Here is a 15889-nt window from a genome sequence, read left to right on the forward strand (position 1 = left end):
CCGCGACAGCTGCATTGAACACCGTCACGAACACCGACTGAGCAGTATTGGTGTTCTCTCCAGCGCGATCAGCCAACGCTGTCTGGAGCAGGACCGGTGCCCCGCCAAAGGCAATTCCCCAGACGATGACGGCAACGACAGGCAGCGCAAGGCCCGGAGCGCCCATGGTCCACCCCACCGGCGACGGCTATCGCCACCAGGCTCACCACGGTCGTGGTGCGCAAGACGCGATCGATCACCGTCCCGACCAGGGTTATCCCGGCGATGGAGGCCAAGCCGAACAGCGCCAGTCCGATGCCGAGACGCAGACGTGAATGTTCCAGAAGCGGTGCGGCGTACGTGTAGAGCATGTTGTGGGCAAGGATCCACGCGGCCGTCACGCCCAGGATGACCCCGATACCCGGCTGCCGGATCACGTGTACCAGCGGTGTGCGTCGTCCTTCTCGCTCCCCGGAAACGTCAGGAACCGCAGCAATAACCCATACGACGAGGCTGAGGGCTGTCGCGGAGATCACGATGAACACCCAACGCCAATCCATCACCGAGGCGGCGAAGGCTCCCAACGGAACACCGGCAGTCAGTGCGATCGGTTGGCCGACGCCGGTCACCGCCAGTGCGCGGCCCTGCAAGGCGGGTGTGACCAGCTCACGGGCGTAACCCGTGAGCACTCCCCACACAAGAGCGGCGGCTGCACCAGCCACCAGGCGCGCACTGAGAATCACGAGATACCATGGGGTAATCGCCGTGATGAAGTTGAAGATTCCCAGCGTCGCTACGGCTATCAAGAGGACCCGCTTGCGACTCATGGCCCTTGTGGCTGACACCAGCGGAATTGCCGTTACGACCGACCCGACCGCGTACAACGTCACAAGCTGTCCTGCAGCCGACTGCGACACTCCTAGTCCGGCAGACAGCTCAGGGAGCAGCCCTGCCGGAATGGTCTCAGTGAAGATTGCCAGGAAACCAGACGCCGACAGAGCGAGGAGGGCGCCCCAAGGCAGGCGGTCGGGCAGGCTGGCGGTCCTCATGCGTTCCCCAAGGGATCGCGGTGTTGCTGTACCTCAGCCAAGACGAACCGGTCCGTGTCGCCCATGCCTGCTGTCAATACCTCGCCCAAGAGCTCCGACAATAGGTCAGATGACGGGAGCTCGAGGCCATGGGCGCTGGCCAGTGCGCGGCGTCCATCGTCACCGGCCCGTTTCACCAAGCTGGCAGCCTCAGACAGTGACTGAATCACCGCTGCGATCAGCACTTGTCCCGCTACCTTGACCACATTGGCCTGGATCGGGTCCTCGCCAACCGGCCAGAGTCCCGCACTGATCGCTTCAAGGAATGGCGTCACTCGCTCGAGATCCTCAGACCGGCCCGCCGTGATCGGATTGAGTTTGCTCGCCCTGGCTACCGGGACACCACCGAACATCAGTGCCGCTACGTAACCGACCTCATGCGCTGCGTGGGCATCGGCGGCCTCCCGAGCAAGGTCTGGACTGATCGTCGCCAGATTCACATGGATGCATCCCGCTCCCATGGATTCAAGGGTTGCTTCACTCAGGAAGACCTCCCGGACTGCGGCGTCATCGGACAGCATCGACAACACCGCAGGAGCGCTGAAACCGTCTGGTGGATCCATGGCACGAGTGGCACCCACGCCGAGCAGCGGCTGAAGGCACGTTGGATTCTGATCCCAGACGCCTACAGAAAACCCTTGCTTCAACAGGTTTAACGCAATTGGCGTCCCCCATTGCCCCTGTGATCGCTACAACCACATCCATATCCAGCTGCCCCTCATGATCGTTGTCAGTCGTCATACGGATACCGACGTCTCCAAGAGTGGATGCAGCATTATTGGTGATTCCAACACATGCTGTTCATGGCAGGTATGCACAGGAGACATGAACTTGGAGGTGGTCTATGTCGGGAAGTAAGACAGTCCCGTAGCGCATGAGCGTTTCGCTCAACGGCTTCGCGACTCGGTTTGGAGGGCCAGGTCACCAGCTGCGATAACGGCGAATGCGGCACCAGTCCGCATTGCCACAACTGGATCGTCACCGAATCGGCTCATTGCCGTGGCACTGATTGCAGTTCCAACAGTGACGCCCAGCGTGATCACCGAGGTGCGGACTAGTTTTCCGGTTCCGCCCACCTCGGCCACCCGAGTGACCCGGGCGGGATTCATGGTGACGCCTGCCAGGCCGACCACAGACGACGAGAACGAAGGTTGTGGAGATCCTGCACAGCGTTTTCTTGCGAAACGGCAGTCCTGCCCGGCGTCGATGAGTTCCTGATAGTGGGCGACTTTTGCGTCGAATGCCCTGAGAGCGTCGTCAAGTGCGCGGCGACGCGCCTCCAGTTCGGCTTTGGTCTCGGAGAGCAAGGCAATCCGACGGCCATGGTTGGTGGCCCCTTCGTGGATGAGTGCGACGAACTCCTTCATCGCGCGGGTCGTCATGCCGGTCTCACGCAGACGGGCCAGCAGCAGAACGGGATTGCGGTCAGCCGGGGCGTACCGACGCCGTCCGTCGACGCCTCGCCCCACGGGCAACACCATGACTTCTTTCTCGTACCACCGGAGGGTGTCCACGCTCAGGCCTGATTCGGCGGCCATCGCGCTGATGCTGATCTAGTTCTCGCTCACGGCGTTGACGCTAATATCTAGAGCGCACCCCAGCTCAAGCATGCCTTAGTCCACCGGAAGAGTTCCGCCCGATCAGTGGGTGCTTTGTGCTTCAGGTTGAGGCGAACGAGTCTGATCTCACCGTCACCCGGTGTGACCCATTCCTCTTTGTCACACCCGTGCAGAAGTCAGCTCACAGCCAATTCTTCTTGTGGAAGATCACGTACAGGATCACACCGCTGGCCACCATGCTGAGCAGGCAGTAGAAGTATCCGTATCTCCAGTGCAGTTCTGGCATGTAGTCGAAGTTCATGCCGTAGATCGAACCAATGAGGGTGGGCACGACGAGGATGGCCGCCCATCCGGAGATGATCTTGACGTCCTCGTTGGAGCGTTGGTCGACCAGCGTCGCATTGACCGTCAGGATCTGGGTCAGCAGTTCTCGAATGTCAGTGATCTGGGAGGAGATCCGGGCCAGGTGGTCGGCAACGTCAGCCAGATAGGCCTGCAGCTCGGGTGGCACCTGATGCTTGGCGGACCCGGCGCGCAGGGCAGCGATGATCGGGATGAGCGGGTTGGTGGCGTGCTGCAGGTCGATGGCCTCACGAGACAGGCGGTAGATACGTTCGGGGGCTGCGGAATCCCCACTGAAGACCTGCCTCTCGATCTGTTCGATGTCGAACTGGATGCCGCTGATGACGGGGAAGGTCTGGTCGACGACACCGTCGAGGATGGTGTAGAGCACCGACTCCGGACCGTGGCGCAGCAGCTCCGGGTCACTGGGAAGACGCGGAGTCCACCTCAGGCTCGACAACTCGTCAGGGATGCGCTGCACGATGACGACGACGCAGTTGCGCTGCTTGATGACCTCGGCCTCGACGAAGGCCACATCCTCCATTGAGTCGATGTAGAACGGCGGGTGCAACACCAGGAACAGGGCATCCCCGTGGCGTTCCAGCTTGGGACGCTGGTGGCCTTCCACCAGGTCCTCGGCCAGTAGTGGGTCGAGGCGCATGAGGTCGACAAGACGCTTGATCTGGGTCCGGTTCGGACTCTGCTCGACAATGATTCCCAGACGCTCGGGGTGGCCGTCCAGCCAGGACAGCGTCGTCTCGACGTCAGCCTGGTGTTCCGGGTCGGCCGGGACTCCCTGCTCGAACCACTTGATGTCGACGATGCCGGGTTTGGTGTCGGCGATTGGCCTGGTTGCCAATGGTGATGCGCCACCATGGGTGCGCGCACTCGTCGTGACACCCTTCCTTGGCTGGGGTGTTGCTGCCATAGATCGCCTCCTCCGTCATCTGGGCCGCAAGCCTACTGCGTACGGCGTCGATCTCCCTCACGACGACGGTCGTCGGGGGTGTCGTCGTCAACGTACATGCCAGGAGTGTCGAGGATGATGTTCGTGCCTCCGGCCGCGTCGGACAGCTCGTTGGGTGCGAGCCACTTGGCGAGGTGATAGACGCCGACGGTGACGATGGTGCCCAGGGCGATGCCGCCCAGGGTGAAGGAGTCGCTGAACTTCAGCGAGACGTCACCGACGCCGATGATGATGCCGGCTGCCACCGGGACGAGGTTCACCGGATTGCCGAAATCGACGTTGTTCTCCTTCCAGATCTTGGCGCCCAGAAGGCCGATCATGCCGTAGAGGACGACGGTGATGCCGCCCAGTACCCCACCGGGAGTTGCCGAGATGACGGCACCGAACTTGGGGGAGAAGCCGAACAGGATCGCCACGACCGCAGCCACCACATAGGCGGCCGTGGAGTACACCCTCGTCGCTGCCATCACACCGATGTTCTCCGAATAGGTTGTCGTCGGGCCCGCGCCGAGGAAGGTGGCCAGCATGGAGGTCGCACCGTCAGCGGCGACCGCTCGTCCGACCTGGTGATCGAGGTTCGTGCCGGTCATCTCGGCGACGGCCTTGACGTGACCGGTGTTCTCGGCGATGAGGGCGATGACGACCGGCAGGGCCAACAGGATGAAGGCCAGGTGGAAGGCAGGCAGGTGGAACCCAACGACGTTGGTGGCCGCGTAATGGGATCCGTTCTGGGCCTGGGGTAGGTACTTCCAGGTGTCCAGGTTCGTCACCGGGGGCAGGCCGATCCATGCTGAGTCATGCACGGCTGACCAGTCCACTCGTGGGGCGACGGTGCCGTCGGCGTGATGAAGCGGACCGAACACCAGATCCTCGATCCACGACAACACGTAACCGATGACCAGGGCCAGGAAAATGGCGATGCGGGAGACGAATCCGCGCGGTCCCACCGACAGTGCGATGACGAGCAACATGACGATGAGCGCGGTCCACTGATCGGTGGGCCAATAGGTCTTGGCAACCACCGGGGCGAGGTTGAAGCCGATGAGCATGACGACGGCGCCAGTCACCGTCGGAGGCAGCACCTTGTGCACCACCCGCGAACCAGCGGCCTGGATGATGATGCCGCAGATGAAGAGGGTCAGGCCCACGCACAACAGGGCGCCCGAGACGTCATTGGGTTTGCCGCCGGAGGCGTAGATGGCCGTCGCCACGCCGGGGAAGGCTGCCGAGGAACCGAGGTAGGACGGCACCTCATGCTTGGTGACGAAGATGAAGACGAGGGTCGCGACACCCGACATCATCACTGCCAGTTGCGGGTTGAGGCCCATGAGGACGGGGAAGACGAAAGTTGCCCCGAACATCGCCACCACGTGCTGGGCTCCCAGCCCGATGGTTCGTCCCCATCCGAGCCTCTCGTCGGGAGCCACCACCTCACCTGGCTCCAGTACACCGCCGTTGTGCAGCTTCCAGATCATGGGCGTCCTTCCGGGTTGGTTCCCTTCCGGACCCTCAGCGTATCTGCTCGACGAGCAAATCCCCGTCGGGCGTCCGATGACCGACTCAGATCCAGGAGCGGAACCACATCCGTGCCAGCCATGCCTTTCGGGTCATGAGGCTGTCGGTGAGGATGGGATAGATGAAGGCGAAATCGGCCGCGACCAGGGCCATGACCGTGCCAACGACGATTGCACCGATGCGGCGTCGGCTGGTGGCCTTGGCCGGGCCAAGGATCTGACCGAGCCAGATCGCCAGGATTGTCACCGTGAATGGGATGATGCAGATGGCGTAGAAGAAGAACAGCGGACGGTTGTCGTAGCGGAACCACGGGATCCACGTCGACATCATGGCGACGATCGGCAGGGTGAACCGCCAGTCACGGGCGAAGATCCACCAGATCACCGCGGCCACCAGGGCGATGGCTGCGAACCACCACAGCACAGGGGTGCCGGTCGCGGAGATTACACGCAGGCAGGTGTCACCGACGGCCTCGCAACCCTGCTGGCCCGGCTTGATGTCGTTGACTGCGTCGATTCCGAGCGGTCGCTGGTTGATCAACCATCCGGATGGATTCGAGGCGTAGACGTGGGTCTGCGTCATCATGTACGAGCCGGTGTGGAAGTCGTACATCTGCTGGTGGTAGTCCCACAGCGCGGCCAGGGGTTTCCCGATCACCTTGGACAGGCCCGGATCAGGGTTCGGGCCGGCCCAGGATTTTCCGAGAACCATGTGTGGGTAGACCGAGAGCCACCGCGCCCACGTGGCGATGTAGCTGCCCACGGCCACGACGACCATGTAGACGAAGGCCGGTACCCCGTCGCGCAGGAAGGACCACCAGGCCTTCGTACCCGCACCGGCGAGCCGGCGTGCCGACCAGTCCCAGATGACCGAGATGATGCCCATCGTCGCCAGCACGAACATGGAATTCCATTTCGTGGCGCAGGCCAGACCGAACATGACTCCAGCCACCAGACGCCACGGACGCCACCCCTGGGCTGGACCGAAGACCCCGTCGAGATGGGGCTTGCCGACGGCTCTCAGATGATCAGCCAGATGATGACGAAACCAGTCCCGGTCAGCCGCCACCGCAGACACACCTGCCACCAGGAAGAAGGCCTGGAAGATGTCGAGCAGTCCGACCCGGCTCATGACGAATGCCAAGCCGTCGAGGGTGAGCAGGATGCCAGCAATGGCACCCACCATCGTGGACCGGGAGAGACGTCGAGCCAACCGGATCGTCATGAGGACGAGCAGGGACCCGAATACCACGGAGGCGAATCGCCAACCAAAGGAATTGAAACCGAACAGTTGCTCCCCGATCGCGATGAGCCACTTTCCCATCGGGGGATGGACGACGAACTCGGCGTCGGGAGTCCAGGCGTTCGTGATCCCGTTGACGATGCCGGCATTGGCCTTCGCAGCGTCAGGCCAGGTGCCTTCGTACCCTTGTTGGAGCATCGTCCAGGCGTCCTTGGGGTAGTAGGTCTCGTCGAAGACGAGGTTCCTCGGGAAGCCGACATTCCACACCCGCAGCAGGAAAGCCACTGCGGTGATGAGGGCCGTGACGATCCAGCTCGTGTACTCATCGGTCATTCGGCCGTCGTCGAGACGCTCGATGGTCGACAAGGATCTTCTCGCTGCTGCCACATCGCCATGGTAGAGGGTTGGTGAGACGCCACCGTCGGTCCGGCGTGGGACGATGATCAGGTGAACCAGGCACAACCGGGACGAGTCATCCTTGCAGGCACCCCCATCGGGGACCGCCGTAGCGCCTCACCTGCCCTCGTCGAGACCTTGCGTGACGCCCGCATCATCGCTGCCGAGGACACCCGACGACTGCGCGATCTGCTGCGCCGCCTTGACGTCGAGACCTCTGCCCGCGTGGTGTCCTATTTCGAGGGCAATGAATCGGCCCGAACCTCCGAGCTCATTGAGTGTCTTCGTGACGGGGACGACGTCGTTGTCGCCACCGATGCGGGGATGCCCTCGGTGTCCGACCCGGGATACCGGCTCGTCACCGCCGCCATTGAACACGACATCGCCGTCACCTCGGTCCCCGGAGCCACCGCCGTGACGACAGCCCTGGCCATCTCGGGAATGCCGACTGACAGGTTCTGCTTCGAGGGATTCCTGCCGCGCAAGTCGGGGGAGAGGCGTCGTCGCCTGGCTGAACTTGCCGATGAACCGCGCACCACTGTCGTCTACGAGGCTCCCCATCGGCTCGCCGATCTGCTCGACGATGCCGCTGAGATCCTCGGCACCGACCGACGCGCTGCGGTGTGCCGGGAATTGACGAAGACCTACGAGGAGGTTCGTCGCGGCGGTCTGGCAGAGCTGGCTGAATGGGCTCGTGAGAACGCCCGCGGCGAGATCACCATCGTCATCGAGGGAGCCAGGGGGAACTCCGTGAGTCTTGACGAGGCCGTCGAGATGGTCGCCGAGCTCACCGACGACGGAATCAAGCCGTCCAAGGCCGTCGCCCAGGTGGCACGGGCCACCGGTGTCGACCGACATGAGCTCTACGACGCCGTCCAGAATGCCTCGACCGACCAGGAGGAATCGTGAACGAAGCCATCCGTGAGGTACTGGCCGAGGCTGGCCTGCCGCCCCTGCCCGAGCCATTGGCCGCCCCTCTGGTGGACTCCCACACCCACCTCGACACGGTGGCCGACATCGTCCATCTCGATCCCGCCATCAGTCTGGCCGCCGCTCGTGAGGTCGGGGTAACCCACATTGCTCAAATCGGGTGCGACGTGGAGGGGTCCGAGTTCGCCGAGGAACTGGCGCGAACCCACAAGAACGTCATTGCGGCGGTGGCGATCCATCCCAATGACGCCGCCCGTCTAGGACGCAAGAAGATCGGCGATGCCCTCAAGCGCATCGATGACCTTGCCAGCGCCGGCGACCACGTCCGGGCCATCGGCGAGACTGGCATCGACCACTTCGGCACGACTGACGACGAGGGCCAGGCCCTCCAACGGGAGGTCTTCGCCGCCCACATCGCCCTGGCCCATGAGCACGGTCTCACCCTTGCGATCCACATGCGTGATGCCCGCAACGGTGGTGAGGGAGACGGTCCGACCCAGGGCCGACAGGCCCACGAAGACGTCGTCGACGTTCTCGACTCAGAAGGTTGGCCGGAGCGGGTCATCATGCACTGCTATTCCGGTGATGCCGACCTGGCCCGGATCTGCCTGGGGCACGGGGCATACCTGTCGTTCTCCGGGACGATCACTTTCAACTCTGCCGGCCCTCAGCGCGACGCCCTGGCGATCGCTCCCGACGACCGCATCCTCGTCGAGACCGACGCACCGTTCCTGACCCCGGTGCCACGCCGCGGCAAGCGCAACGGCCCCTACCTGCTGCCGCACACCGCCCGTTTCGTGGCACAGCAGCGTGGGTGGGACGAGACGCGCGCCTGCCAACAGCTCACTGACAACGCCTTTTCCGCTTATGGAGGTGCCTGGTGACCGAAACCGGATTGCTCGATCCCGCGTCGATCCGACGCATTGCCGGTCAGATCGGCCTGAGACCGACGAAGACCCGAGGGCAGAACTTCGTCCACGACGCCAACACGGTGCGTCGTATCGTCTCCTTGGCCCAGGTGGGTCCCGACGACCGTGTCATCGAGGTCGGTCCAGGCCTGGGATCACTGACCCTCGGCCTGCTTGAGACCGGCGCCCAGGTCGTCGCTGTCGAGATCGACGAGGTACTGGCCACCCAGCTTCCCGACACCGTGGCCGAGCGGACGCCAGAGGCTGCCGACAGGCTGGAGGTCATCCTCTCCGACGCCCTCGACGTCGATGCCGTCCCCGGTGCCGATCCGACCGCGTTGGTGGCGAACCTGCCCTACAACGTCGCTGTCCCGGTGTTGCTGCACATGCTGGCGATCTGTCCACAGTGGTCGACGGGTGTCGTCATGGTGCAGTCGGAGGTGGCCGACCGTCTGGTGGCCGCTCCCGGATCCAAGATTTACGGGGTTCCCAGCGCCAAACTGGCCTGGTATGCCGAGGCGACCCGGGTGGGAAATGTCCCCCCGACGGTCTTCTGGCCGGTGCCCAACGTGGATTCCGGGTTAGTCCGGATCACGAGGAGACGTCCTCCCCAGATCGATGGACGAGCCCCTGAGGCCATTCGCTCCCAGGTCTTCCGCGTGATTGACGCGGTCTTCGCGTCCCGTCGCAAGATGCTGAGATCCGCACTGGCTGGACTGTGTGGTGGTTCGGCGGCTGCCTCCGACCTCATCGGCGCTGTCGGGATCGACCCGACGGTGCGCGGAGAGGTCCTTGACATCGTGGACTTGACCCGTGTTGCGGAGGCGTTGGCCCAGGCCGGCGTCCTCGGCGATCCGGGTCAGGTGTGAACTTCTGCCGGTACGGTAAGCACATGATGATGGACGATCCGTTCGACCTGCTCCGTCCCACGACCGTGACGGTGCGGGTCAGCGCCAAGGTCAATCTGGCGCTGGGGGTCGGCAGCCTTGCGCCTGACGGTTTCCACCCGCTGGCAACGGTCTTCGAGGCGATCGGGATTCACGACGAAGTGACGGTGACCCGTCGTGACGACAAACGCATCACCCTCACCGTCTCGGGAGAGGATGCCGACCAGGTTCCCACTGACGAGACCAACCTCGCCTGGCGGGCCGTGGAGATGGTGCGTGAGGAATTCGCCCTGGAGCGGGGGGAGCGCGATCATGGCGTCGATATTCACATCGACAAGTCCATTCCGGTCGCCGGAGGCATGGCAGGTGGGTCCGCTGACGCCGCCGGAGCCCTGCTCGCCGCAGCCGCCCTGTGTCGTCTTCCCGATTCTCCTGAGAGTCTGCAGCCGCTGGCCGCGCAGCTAGGCTCCGACGTGCCCTTCTGCCTCATGGGCGGGGTGGCGCTGGGCCGAGGGCGAGGGGACCGTCTGGCTCCGGTGATTTGTCGTGGCCGTCATCACTGGGTCATCGCCACCTCGAACCAGGGACTGTCCACCCCAGCCGTCTACCGACGTTTCGACGAGATGGGCGGGAACCCCGGGGGAGAGGCCCTACCCAACGACCTCATCTCGGCCCTCACCAGAGGAGATCTCGACGCGGTCGCGGCCACCATGGGCAATGATCTCCAAGCCCCCGCTGTTGACCTGCGTCCCGAACTCGGCGAGGTGCTGGAAGTCGGGAAGGAAGCTGGAGCTCTCACCGCTCTTGTCTCGGGTTCCGGACCCACCTGCGCCTTCCTCGTGCGCGACTCCGCCGGGGCCAAGAAGGTCAGCGGGGCCGTGTCCGCCCTACCGCAGGTCAATCGCACCAGGGCGGCCCGCGGCCCGGCCTCCGGCGCTCAGGTGTTGCCGGGGCCGGTGGGGAGCTTCGCATGACGACCTCCCACCAGCACCAGGACCCGAAGGACGCCGTCGACGTCATCATCGCGGCATGGGCGAGGGAGCGACCCGACCTGCCCGTCGAGGTGATGGAGGTGTGGTCGCGCGTCACCAGGCTGGCACGTCGCCTTGATCGAGACCGGTCCAAGGCATTCTCACAATGGGACCTGGAGGGCTGGGAATTCGACGTCCTGGCAGCCCTGCGACGCTCCGGGGAGCCCTATCAGCTCAGCCCCGGACAGCTCCTGAGCGAGCTTGAGGTCGCCTCGGGGACGATGACGAATCGGATCACCAGACTGTCAGACCGTGGCCTGGTGTGTCGTCTGCCTCACCCCAAGGACGGTCGCGGGGTCATCGTCGAGCTCACCGATGCCGGACGAAATCGGGTCGACGGAGCTCTGGCAGCCTTGTTGGAATCCGAGGGACGTCTCCTCGACTCGATGGACCCGCAGGCCGTTGAGCAACTGGGCCGGGGACTGCGCGCGGTGCTGGCTCGTCAGGAAGAGCTGGACTGATCCTCTTCCCGCTCGCTGTGGCGGGTGAGACGCGGGTTTTCCGACACCCGTGTCAGCCCGTTGAAGGCCAGGTCGACGAGGTGAGCGGCGACGACTTCCTTGGCTGGTGCCCGGGTGTCGATCCAGGCCTGTCCTGCCATGCCCACCATCCCGGTGAGTGCCGGGGCATAAAGGGGTGAGAAGGAGGCGTCGAAGCCGTGACGGTTGAAGTTGTCGGCGAGAATCCCTTCCGCCCAGGAAGCGACGTCAGAAAGGATCGAGGCGTAGGAGCCGGTCGTTGATCCGACCGAGGAATCTCGGGAGATGATGCGAAATCCATCGGGGCGATCATCGATGTAGTCCAGCAGGGCCAGCACCGCGGACTCCAGGGTGCGGCGTGGTCCCTGCTTCGGGCGGGTCATCGCGGCATTGAGGGAATCCTGCAGCAGGCGCACCTCCCGATCGACGACAACGGCGTAGAGCCCGTCCTTTGACCCGAAGTGCTCGTAGACGACGGGTTTCGAAACTCCTGCGGTGGCAGCGATCTCCTCGACGGAGGTGCCCGCGACGCCGTTGTCGGCGAAGAGACGACGCGCCACGCTGATGAGCTGCTCGCGGCGCTGTCCGCTGGTCATCCGGGCCCGTGGGTGCCTGGAAGATCGGGATGCGGGCGTCGACGTCATAGCATCGAGCCTACTTAGGCCCGTTGCGTGGCCGAATCGCGGTCCATGCTCTAGGGTTGGGGGGACTCGGTTTGCCGAGCGTTCCCCGGTTGGTCTGCCGGCAGGGCCCGCCTGACTTTGAATCAGGATCAGCGACGCAGGTTCGACTCCTGCCCGGGGAGCTCATCCACCCTGTCGTACCTCCTCACGGTGCGGTGCGACCGCGTGACGGCTACAGTTGGCCCTGCATGCCGCATCCGAACTGGGAGAGCACCGTGACGTCCAGCCCGTCCACTGACCGAACCGAGATCGACGGAGTGGCCGCCGTCATCGTGCTGGCTGCTGGCGGTGGCACCCGCATGAAGTCCTCGAAGTCCAAACTGCTCCACGAGGTTGCCGGTCGACCCATGCTGTCGTGGGCCGTAGGAGCGGCACGCGGACTCGATCCAGAGCATCTCGTCGTGGTCGTCGGACATCGTCGCGATCAGGTAGAGGCCCATCTGGCTGATGACGCCCCCGACGTCACCACCGCTGTTCAGGCCGAGCAGAAAGGCACCGGCCACGCCGTCGCCTGTGGTCTCGAGGGGCTGGGCCAACTTCACGGCGAGGTCGTCGTCACCTATGGTGATGTCCCGATGCTCACCGGAGAAACCCTCCAACAGATGGTCGAGGTCCACCGCGAGCGTCGCAATCTCGTCACCGTCCTCACTGCCGAGGTCGATGATCCCACTGGCTATGGGCGCATCCTCCGCGACGGAGAGACCGTCGTCGGGATCGTCGAGCACAAGGACGCCGACGAGGCTCAGAGGGCCGTTCGAGAGATCAACTCCGGCATATACGTCTTTGACGCCGAGGCCCTGCGTGACGGCGTCTCCAAACTGTCCAGCGACAACGCTCAGGGCGAGTATTACCTCACCGACGTCGTCACCATGGCTGCCGATGGCACCGTCGAGGTTCCTGGTCGCGGTCGCGTCGGTGCCTTCCGTACTGACGACGTCTGGCAGACCGAGGGAGTCAATGACCGGGTACAGCTGGCCCGCATGAATGCCGAGGTCAACCGACGCATCGTCACCGCATGGATGCGGTCCGGGGTGACCGTTATCGATCCGTCCTCCACCTGGATCCAGCCGGATGTCGATCTCGCCAATGACGTCACCTTGCATCCAGACGTTTTCCTCAGCGGAGCCACGACGATCGCCTCCGGAGCCACCATTGGACCGGATGTCACCGTCACCGACTCCGAGATTCGGGAAGGGGCCACCGTCACCCGGTCCGAGATCACCCTCGCGGTCGTCGGTGAGGGAGTACGCGTCGGCCCGTTCTCCAACATCCGCCCCGGCTCCGTCCTCGACCGCGACGCCAAGGTCGGAGCCTTCGTCGAGACCAAGAACACTCACGTCGGAACCGAGGCTGCCATACCCCACATGGCCTACGTCGGCGATTCCGAGGTGACCGCAGGATCCTCCGTCGTTGCCGGATCCGTCCTCTCCCGGGAGTGCGCCACTCCCGCCACCGACTCGGACGTCATGTCCGACAGCCAAGACGACACCCTCAACCCGGAGGCTGACCAGTGAGTGGAACCACCCGTCCGAACAACAAGCACCTCATGATCTGCTCAGGACGGGCCTATCCCGAACTTGCCGAGCAGATCGCCGCCGAACTCGGCGTCGACCTCGTCCCCTCGCGTCAGGTCACCTACGCCAACTCCGAGATCTACGTGCAGTTCCAGGAGTCCGTGCGTGGTTGCGACGCTTTCGTCATCCAGTCCCACAGCGCCCCGGTGAACGAGGCCATGATGGAGCAGCTCATCATGATCGACGCCCTCAAGAGGGCATCGGCCAAGCGCATCACTGTGGTTTCCCCGTTCTACCCCTACGCCCGCCAGGACAAGAAGCACCTGGGCCGCGAGCCCATCTCCGCTCGCCTCATGGCCGACCTCTACCAGGTTGCCGGTGCTGACCGGATCATGTCGGTGGACCTGCACGCCGCCCAGATCCAGGGGTTCTTCGATGGGCCGGTCGATCACCTGTGGGCCTTGCCGGTGCTCGCCGACTACGTCGCCTCCAAGTACGACAACTCCGACATGGTCGTCGTCTCCCCGGATGCCGGTCGTGTGCGTCTGGCCGACATGTGGACCGACAAGATCGGTTGTCAGCTGGCCATCATCCACAAGCGCCGCGACCCGAACAAGGCCAACGAGACGACCACCCATGAGGTCGTCGGTGAGGTCGAGGGCAAGACCTGTCTACTCGTCGACGACATGGTCGACACCGCCGGCACCATGTGCCAAGCTGCCTCGGCCCTCAAGAAGCACGGTGCCAAGCGCGTCATTGCGGCCGCCACTCACCCGATCCTGTCGGATCCGGCTGCTGAGCGCATCAACAATTCCCCGATCGAGGAGCTCATCGTTACCAACACGCTCAGGATTCGTGACGACATCAACATCCCCTCGATGACGGTGTTGTCCATCGCCCCGCTCATCGCGAAGGCGATTCAGGAGGTCTTCGAGGACGGGTCGGTCACCAGCCTGTTCCGCTGACACGACAGCTCAGTCGCCCACGGCACCGCGTGTGCTGTGGGCGACTTTGCATTTGGGAAACGACGACGTCGTGCCGTACAGTGGCCTTGCTTGGCGAGGGACCGCAAGGTCCGTGATCGACTGGCCGCCCGATTGGGCATCCTCTCGTCGAGCCGTTTCACGTCAACGAGAAGGAGAAACTGCCATGGCAGACATCATTCACCTCAAGGCCGAAGAGCGTACCGAGTTCGGTAAGGGCGCTGCTCGTCGCATCCGTCGTGACGACAAGGTTCCCGCCGTCATGTATGGCCATGACCACGACCCGATCCATGTGACCCTTGAGGGCCACGCCACCCTCCTCGCGTTGCGTACCGAGAACCCGTTGCTGTCGATCGAGATTGAGGGCAAGGAGCCCGTGCTCGTCCTGCCGAAGGACGTCCAGCGTGACGTTCTCAAGGGCTTCGTCCGTCACGTCGACCTGCTGTCCGTGCGTCGTGGCGAGAAGGTCGACGTCAACGTCGCCCTGCGCATCACCGGTGAGTCGGCTCCTGGCACCATCGCCATGACCGAGTTCAACGAGATCGAGGTCGAGGCCGACCTGCTCAACATCCCGGAGCTCATCGAGATCGACGTCACCGGCCTCGAAGCCGGCACCACCATCTACCTCGGCGACGTCAAGCTGCCCGAGGGCACCACCCTCAAGGGCGACCCGGAGGCCGTCGCTGCCACCGTCGCCTTCCCGGAGACCGAGCACGCCGAGGACGAGGAGTCCGAGGGTGAGGACGCCGAGGGTGGGTCCGAGGTGAAGGCCGAGGACGAGTGAGCCCTTCCTGGCTCGTGATCGGGCTCGGCAACCCGGGCCCGCGCTATGACGGCACCCGACACAACGTCGGGGTGGACGTCATCACCGAGTTGTGCCGTCGGGCCGGCGAGAAGCTCTCGTCGGCCCGTGGGCAGCGGGCTGAACTGGCTCGCACCCGCATCGGCTCGGCTGGTCTCGGTGCCCCGGCTGCCAACGCCCAGGCCGTCACCCTGATGCGCAGCCGTACCTACATGAACGAGTCGGGTATCGCCGTCCGCAAGGTTGCGGATTTCGCAGGTATCACCCCCGACCATCTCATCGTCATCCATGACGAGATCGATCTCGACCCGGGCCGTCTGCGCCTCAAAAGCGGTGGCGGAGACAACGGACACAACGGGTTGAAGTCCATTCGCGCCCATCTCCACACCGGTGACTTCATCCGGGTGAGGGTTGGCGTCGGTCGTCCTCCGGGCCGTCAGGATCCCGCTGATTGGGTATTGGCCCGGGTTCCTGCCAAGCAGCGCGCTGACATGGACGTTCAGGTGGCCTTGGCCGCCGACGCCGTCGAGACGATCATCACCCACGGGTTGACGGCAGCCCAGAACCGTTTCAACTCCTGACTC

Annotated in this window: 15 protein-coding genes, 1 tRNA gene and 1 pseudogene; 10 read left to right on the forward strand and 7 right to left on the reverse strand. The window is 64.1% G+C overall.

Annotation, left to right across the window (positions count from 1 at the left end; translation table 11 throughout):
• Positions 1-68: 68 nt before the first annotated feature.
• From ACP8ML_RS02680 to ACP8ML_RS02705, 6 genes and pseudogenes are all read right to left on the reverse strand, one after another.
• The gene (locus ACP8ML_RS02680; protein WP_117188759.1) at positions 69-1028 is read right to left on the reverse strand and encodes an MFS transporter; all 960 of its coding nucleotides are present in this window, start codon (positions 1026-1028) and stop codon (positions 69-71) included.
• Positions 1025-1735, reverse strand: a pseudogene (locus ACP8ML_RS02685) (NAD(P)-dependent oxidoreductase); the annotation flags it as partial. The gene ACP8ML_RS02680 and the pseudogene ACP8ML_RS02685, both read right to left, overlap by 4 nt.
• A gap of 219 nt (positions 1736-1954) precedes the next feature.
• Positions 1955-2605, reverse strand: a complete 651-nt coding sequence (locus tag ACP8ML_RS02690; RefSeq protein WP_249361244.1) for a MerR family transcriptional regulator — start codon at positions 2603-2605, stop codon at positions 1955-1957.
• Between the two features lie 202 nt (positions 2606-2807).
• Entirely contained in the window at positions 2808-3827 is a 1020-nt protein-coding gene (locus ACP8ML_RS02695) for a magnesium and cobalt transport protein CorA (protein ID WP_063279743.1), read from the reverse strand.
• Between the two features lie 101 nt (positions 3828-3928).
• Positions 3929-5410 carry a uracil-xanthine permease family protein gene (locus tag ACP8ML_RS02700; RefSeq protein ID WP_117188755.1) on the reverse strand — a complete coding sequence of 494 codons (1482 nt, stop codon included), beginning with the start codon at positions 5408-5410 and terminating at the stop codon, positions 3929-3931.
• Between the two features lie 85 nt (positions 5411-5495).
• Positions 5496-7025, reverse strand: coding sequence for a dolichyl-phosphate-mannose--protein mannosyltransferase (locus ACP8ML_RS02705; protein ID WP_065673651.1), 1530 nt, complete (start codon positions 7023-7025; stop codon positions 5496-5498).
• 114 nt (positions 7026-7139) lie between these two features.
• Here ACP8ML_RS02705 and rsmI point away from each other — a divergent pair, with 114 nt between their 5' ends.
• Genes rsmI through ACP8ML_RS02730 form a run of 5 tightly spaced genes read left to right on the forward strand, consistent with a single transcriptional unit; the run spans position 7140 to position 11305 of the window.
• A complete protein-coding gene (rsmI, locus tag ACP8ML_RS02710) occupies positions 7140-7997 on the forward strand; it encodes a 16S rRNA (cytidine(1402)-2'-O)-methyltransferase (protein ID WP_065673644.1) in 858 nt (285 codons plus the stop codon).
• Positions 7994-8902, forward strand: a complete 909-nt coding sequence (locus tag ACP8ML_RS02715) for a TatD family hydrolase (RefSeq protein ID WP_065673643.1) — start codon at positions 7994-7996, stop codon at positions 8900-8902. Before rsmI ends, ACP8ML_RS02715 begins: the two co-directional genes overlap by 4 nt.
• The gene (gene rsmA, locus ACP8ML_RS02720) at positions 8899-9795 is read left to right on the forward strand and encodes a 16S rRNA (adenine(1518)-N(6)/adenine(1519)-N(6))-dimethyltransferase RsmA (protein WP_065673642.1); all 897 of its coding nucleotides are present in this window, start codon (positions 8899-8901) and stop codon (positions 9793-9795) included. Before ACP8ML_RS02715 ends, rsmA begins: the two co-directional genes overlap by 4 nt.
• 23 nt (positions 9796-9818) lie before the next feature.
• Positions 9819-10787 (forward strand): 4-(cytidine 5'-diphospho)-2-C-methyl-D-erythritol kinase, encoded by a 969-nt coding sequence (locus tag ACP8ML_RS02725; protein ID WP_171048602.1) that lies wholly within the window; start codon positions 9819-9821, stop codon positions 10785-10787.
• Positions 10784-11305, forward strand: a complete 522-nt coding sequence (locus ACP8ML_RS02730; RefSeq protein WP_065673640.1) for a MarR family winged helix-turn-helix transcriptional regulator — start codon at positions 10784-10786, stop codon at positions 11303-11305. The genes ACP8ML_RS02725 and ACP8ML_RS02730 overlap by 4 nt, the downstream gene beginning before the upstream one ends.
• Here ACP8ML_RS02730 and ACP8ML_RS02735 read toward each other — a convergent pair.
• Positions 11287-11919 (reverse strand): TetR/AcrR family transcriptional regulator, encoded by a 633-nt coding sequence (locus tag ACP8ML_RS02735; RefSeq protein WP_065673639.1) that lies wholly within the window; start codon positions 11917-11919, stop codon positions 11287-11289. The two genes, ACP8ML_RS02730 and ACP8ML_RS02735, sit on opposite strands and share 19 nt — an antisense overlap.
• A gap of 130 nt (positions 11920-12049) precedes the next feature.
• Between ACP8ML_RS02735 and ACP8ML_RS02740 the strand changes: the two genes are divergently transcribed.
• The 5 genes from ACP8ML_RS02740 (at position 12050) to pth (ending at position 15886) form a co-directional block, all read left to right on the forward strand.
• Positions 12050-12128: transfer RNA gene (locus tag ACP8ML_RS02740), tRNA-Gln, on the forward strand.
• Between the two features lie 93 nt (positions 12129-12221).
• On the forward strand, positions 12222-13520 hold the full coding sequence (gene glmU / locus ACP8ML_RS02745) for a bifunctional UDP-N-acetylglucosamine diphosphorylase/glucosamine-1-phosphate N-acetyltransferase GlmU (RefSeq protein ID WP_117188982.1): 1299 nt from the start codon (positions 12222-12224) through the stop codon (positions 13518-13520).
• Entirely contained in the window at positions 13517-14485 is a 969-nt protein-coding gene (locus ACP8ML_RS02750) for a ribose-phosphate diphosphokinase (RefSeq protein WP_117188751.1), read from the forward strand. Before glmU ends, ACP8ML_RS02750 begins: the two co-directional genes overlap by 4 nt.
• Positions 14486-14669: 184 nt before the next feature.
• Complete coding sequence (locus ACP8ML_RS02755) at positions 14670-15287, forward strand: 50S ribosomal protein L25/general stress protein Ctc (RefSeq protein ID WP_065673638.1); 618 nt, start codon at positions 14670-14672, stop codon at positions 15285-15287.
• A complete protein-coding gene (pth, locus tag ACP8ML_RS02760; RefSeq protein ID WP_065673637.1) occupies positions 15284-15886 on the forward strand; it encodes an aminoacyl-tRNA hydrolase in 603 nt (200 codons plus the stop codon). Before ACP8ML_RS02755 ends, pth begins: the two co-directional genes overlap by 4 nt.
• The last annotated feature ends 3 nt before the right edge of the window (positions 15887-15889 follow it).

The sequence above is a fragment of the Cutibacterium sp. LaCa_255 genome (assembly GCF_057458005.1).

What these genes read in the sequence shown, in the direction of transcription:
- ACP8ML_RS02690 (WP_249361244.1), bottom strand. Translation starts at nt 2,605, where the DNA reads ATGGCCGCCGAATCAGGCCTGAGCGTGGACACCCTCCGGTGGTACGAG.
- ACP8ML_RS02705 (WP_065673651.1), bottom strand. Translation starts at nt 7,025, where the DNA reads ATGACCGATGAGTACACGAGCTGGATCGTCACGGCCCTCATCACCGCA.
- ACP8ML_RS02730 (WP_065673640.1), top strand. Translation starts at nt 10,784, where the DNA reads ATGACGACCTCCCACCAGCACCAGGACCCGAAGGACGCCGTCGACGTC.
- ACP8ML_RS02735 (WP_065673639.1), bottom strand. Translation starts at nt 11,919, where the DNA reads ATGACCAGCGGACAGCGCCGCGAGCAGCTCATCAGCGTGGCGCGTCGT.
- ACP8ML_RS02700 (WP_117188755.1), bottom strand. Translation starts at nt 5,410, where the DNA reads ATGATCTGGAAGCTGCACAACGGCGGTGTACTGGAGCCAGGTGAGGTG.
- ACP8ML_RS02725 (WP_171048602.1), top strand. Translation starts at nt 9,819, where the DNA reads ATGATGATGGACGATCCGTTCGACCTGCTCCGTCCCACGACCGTGACG.
- ACP8ML_RS02680 (WP_117188759.1), bottom strand. Translation starts at nt 1,028, where the DNA reads ATGAGGACCGCCAGCCTGCCCGACCGCCTGCCTTGGGGCGCCCTCCTC.
- ACP8ML_RS02755 (WP_065673638.1), top strand. Translation starts at nt 14,670, where the DNA reads ATGGCAGACATCATTCACCTCAAGGCCGAAGAGCGTACCGAGTTCGGT.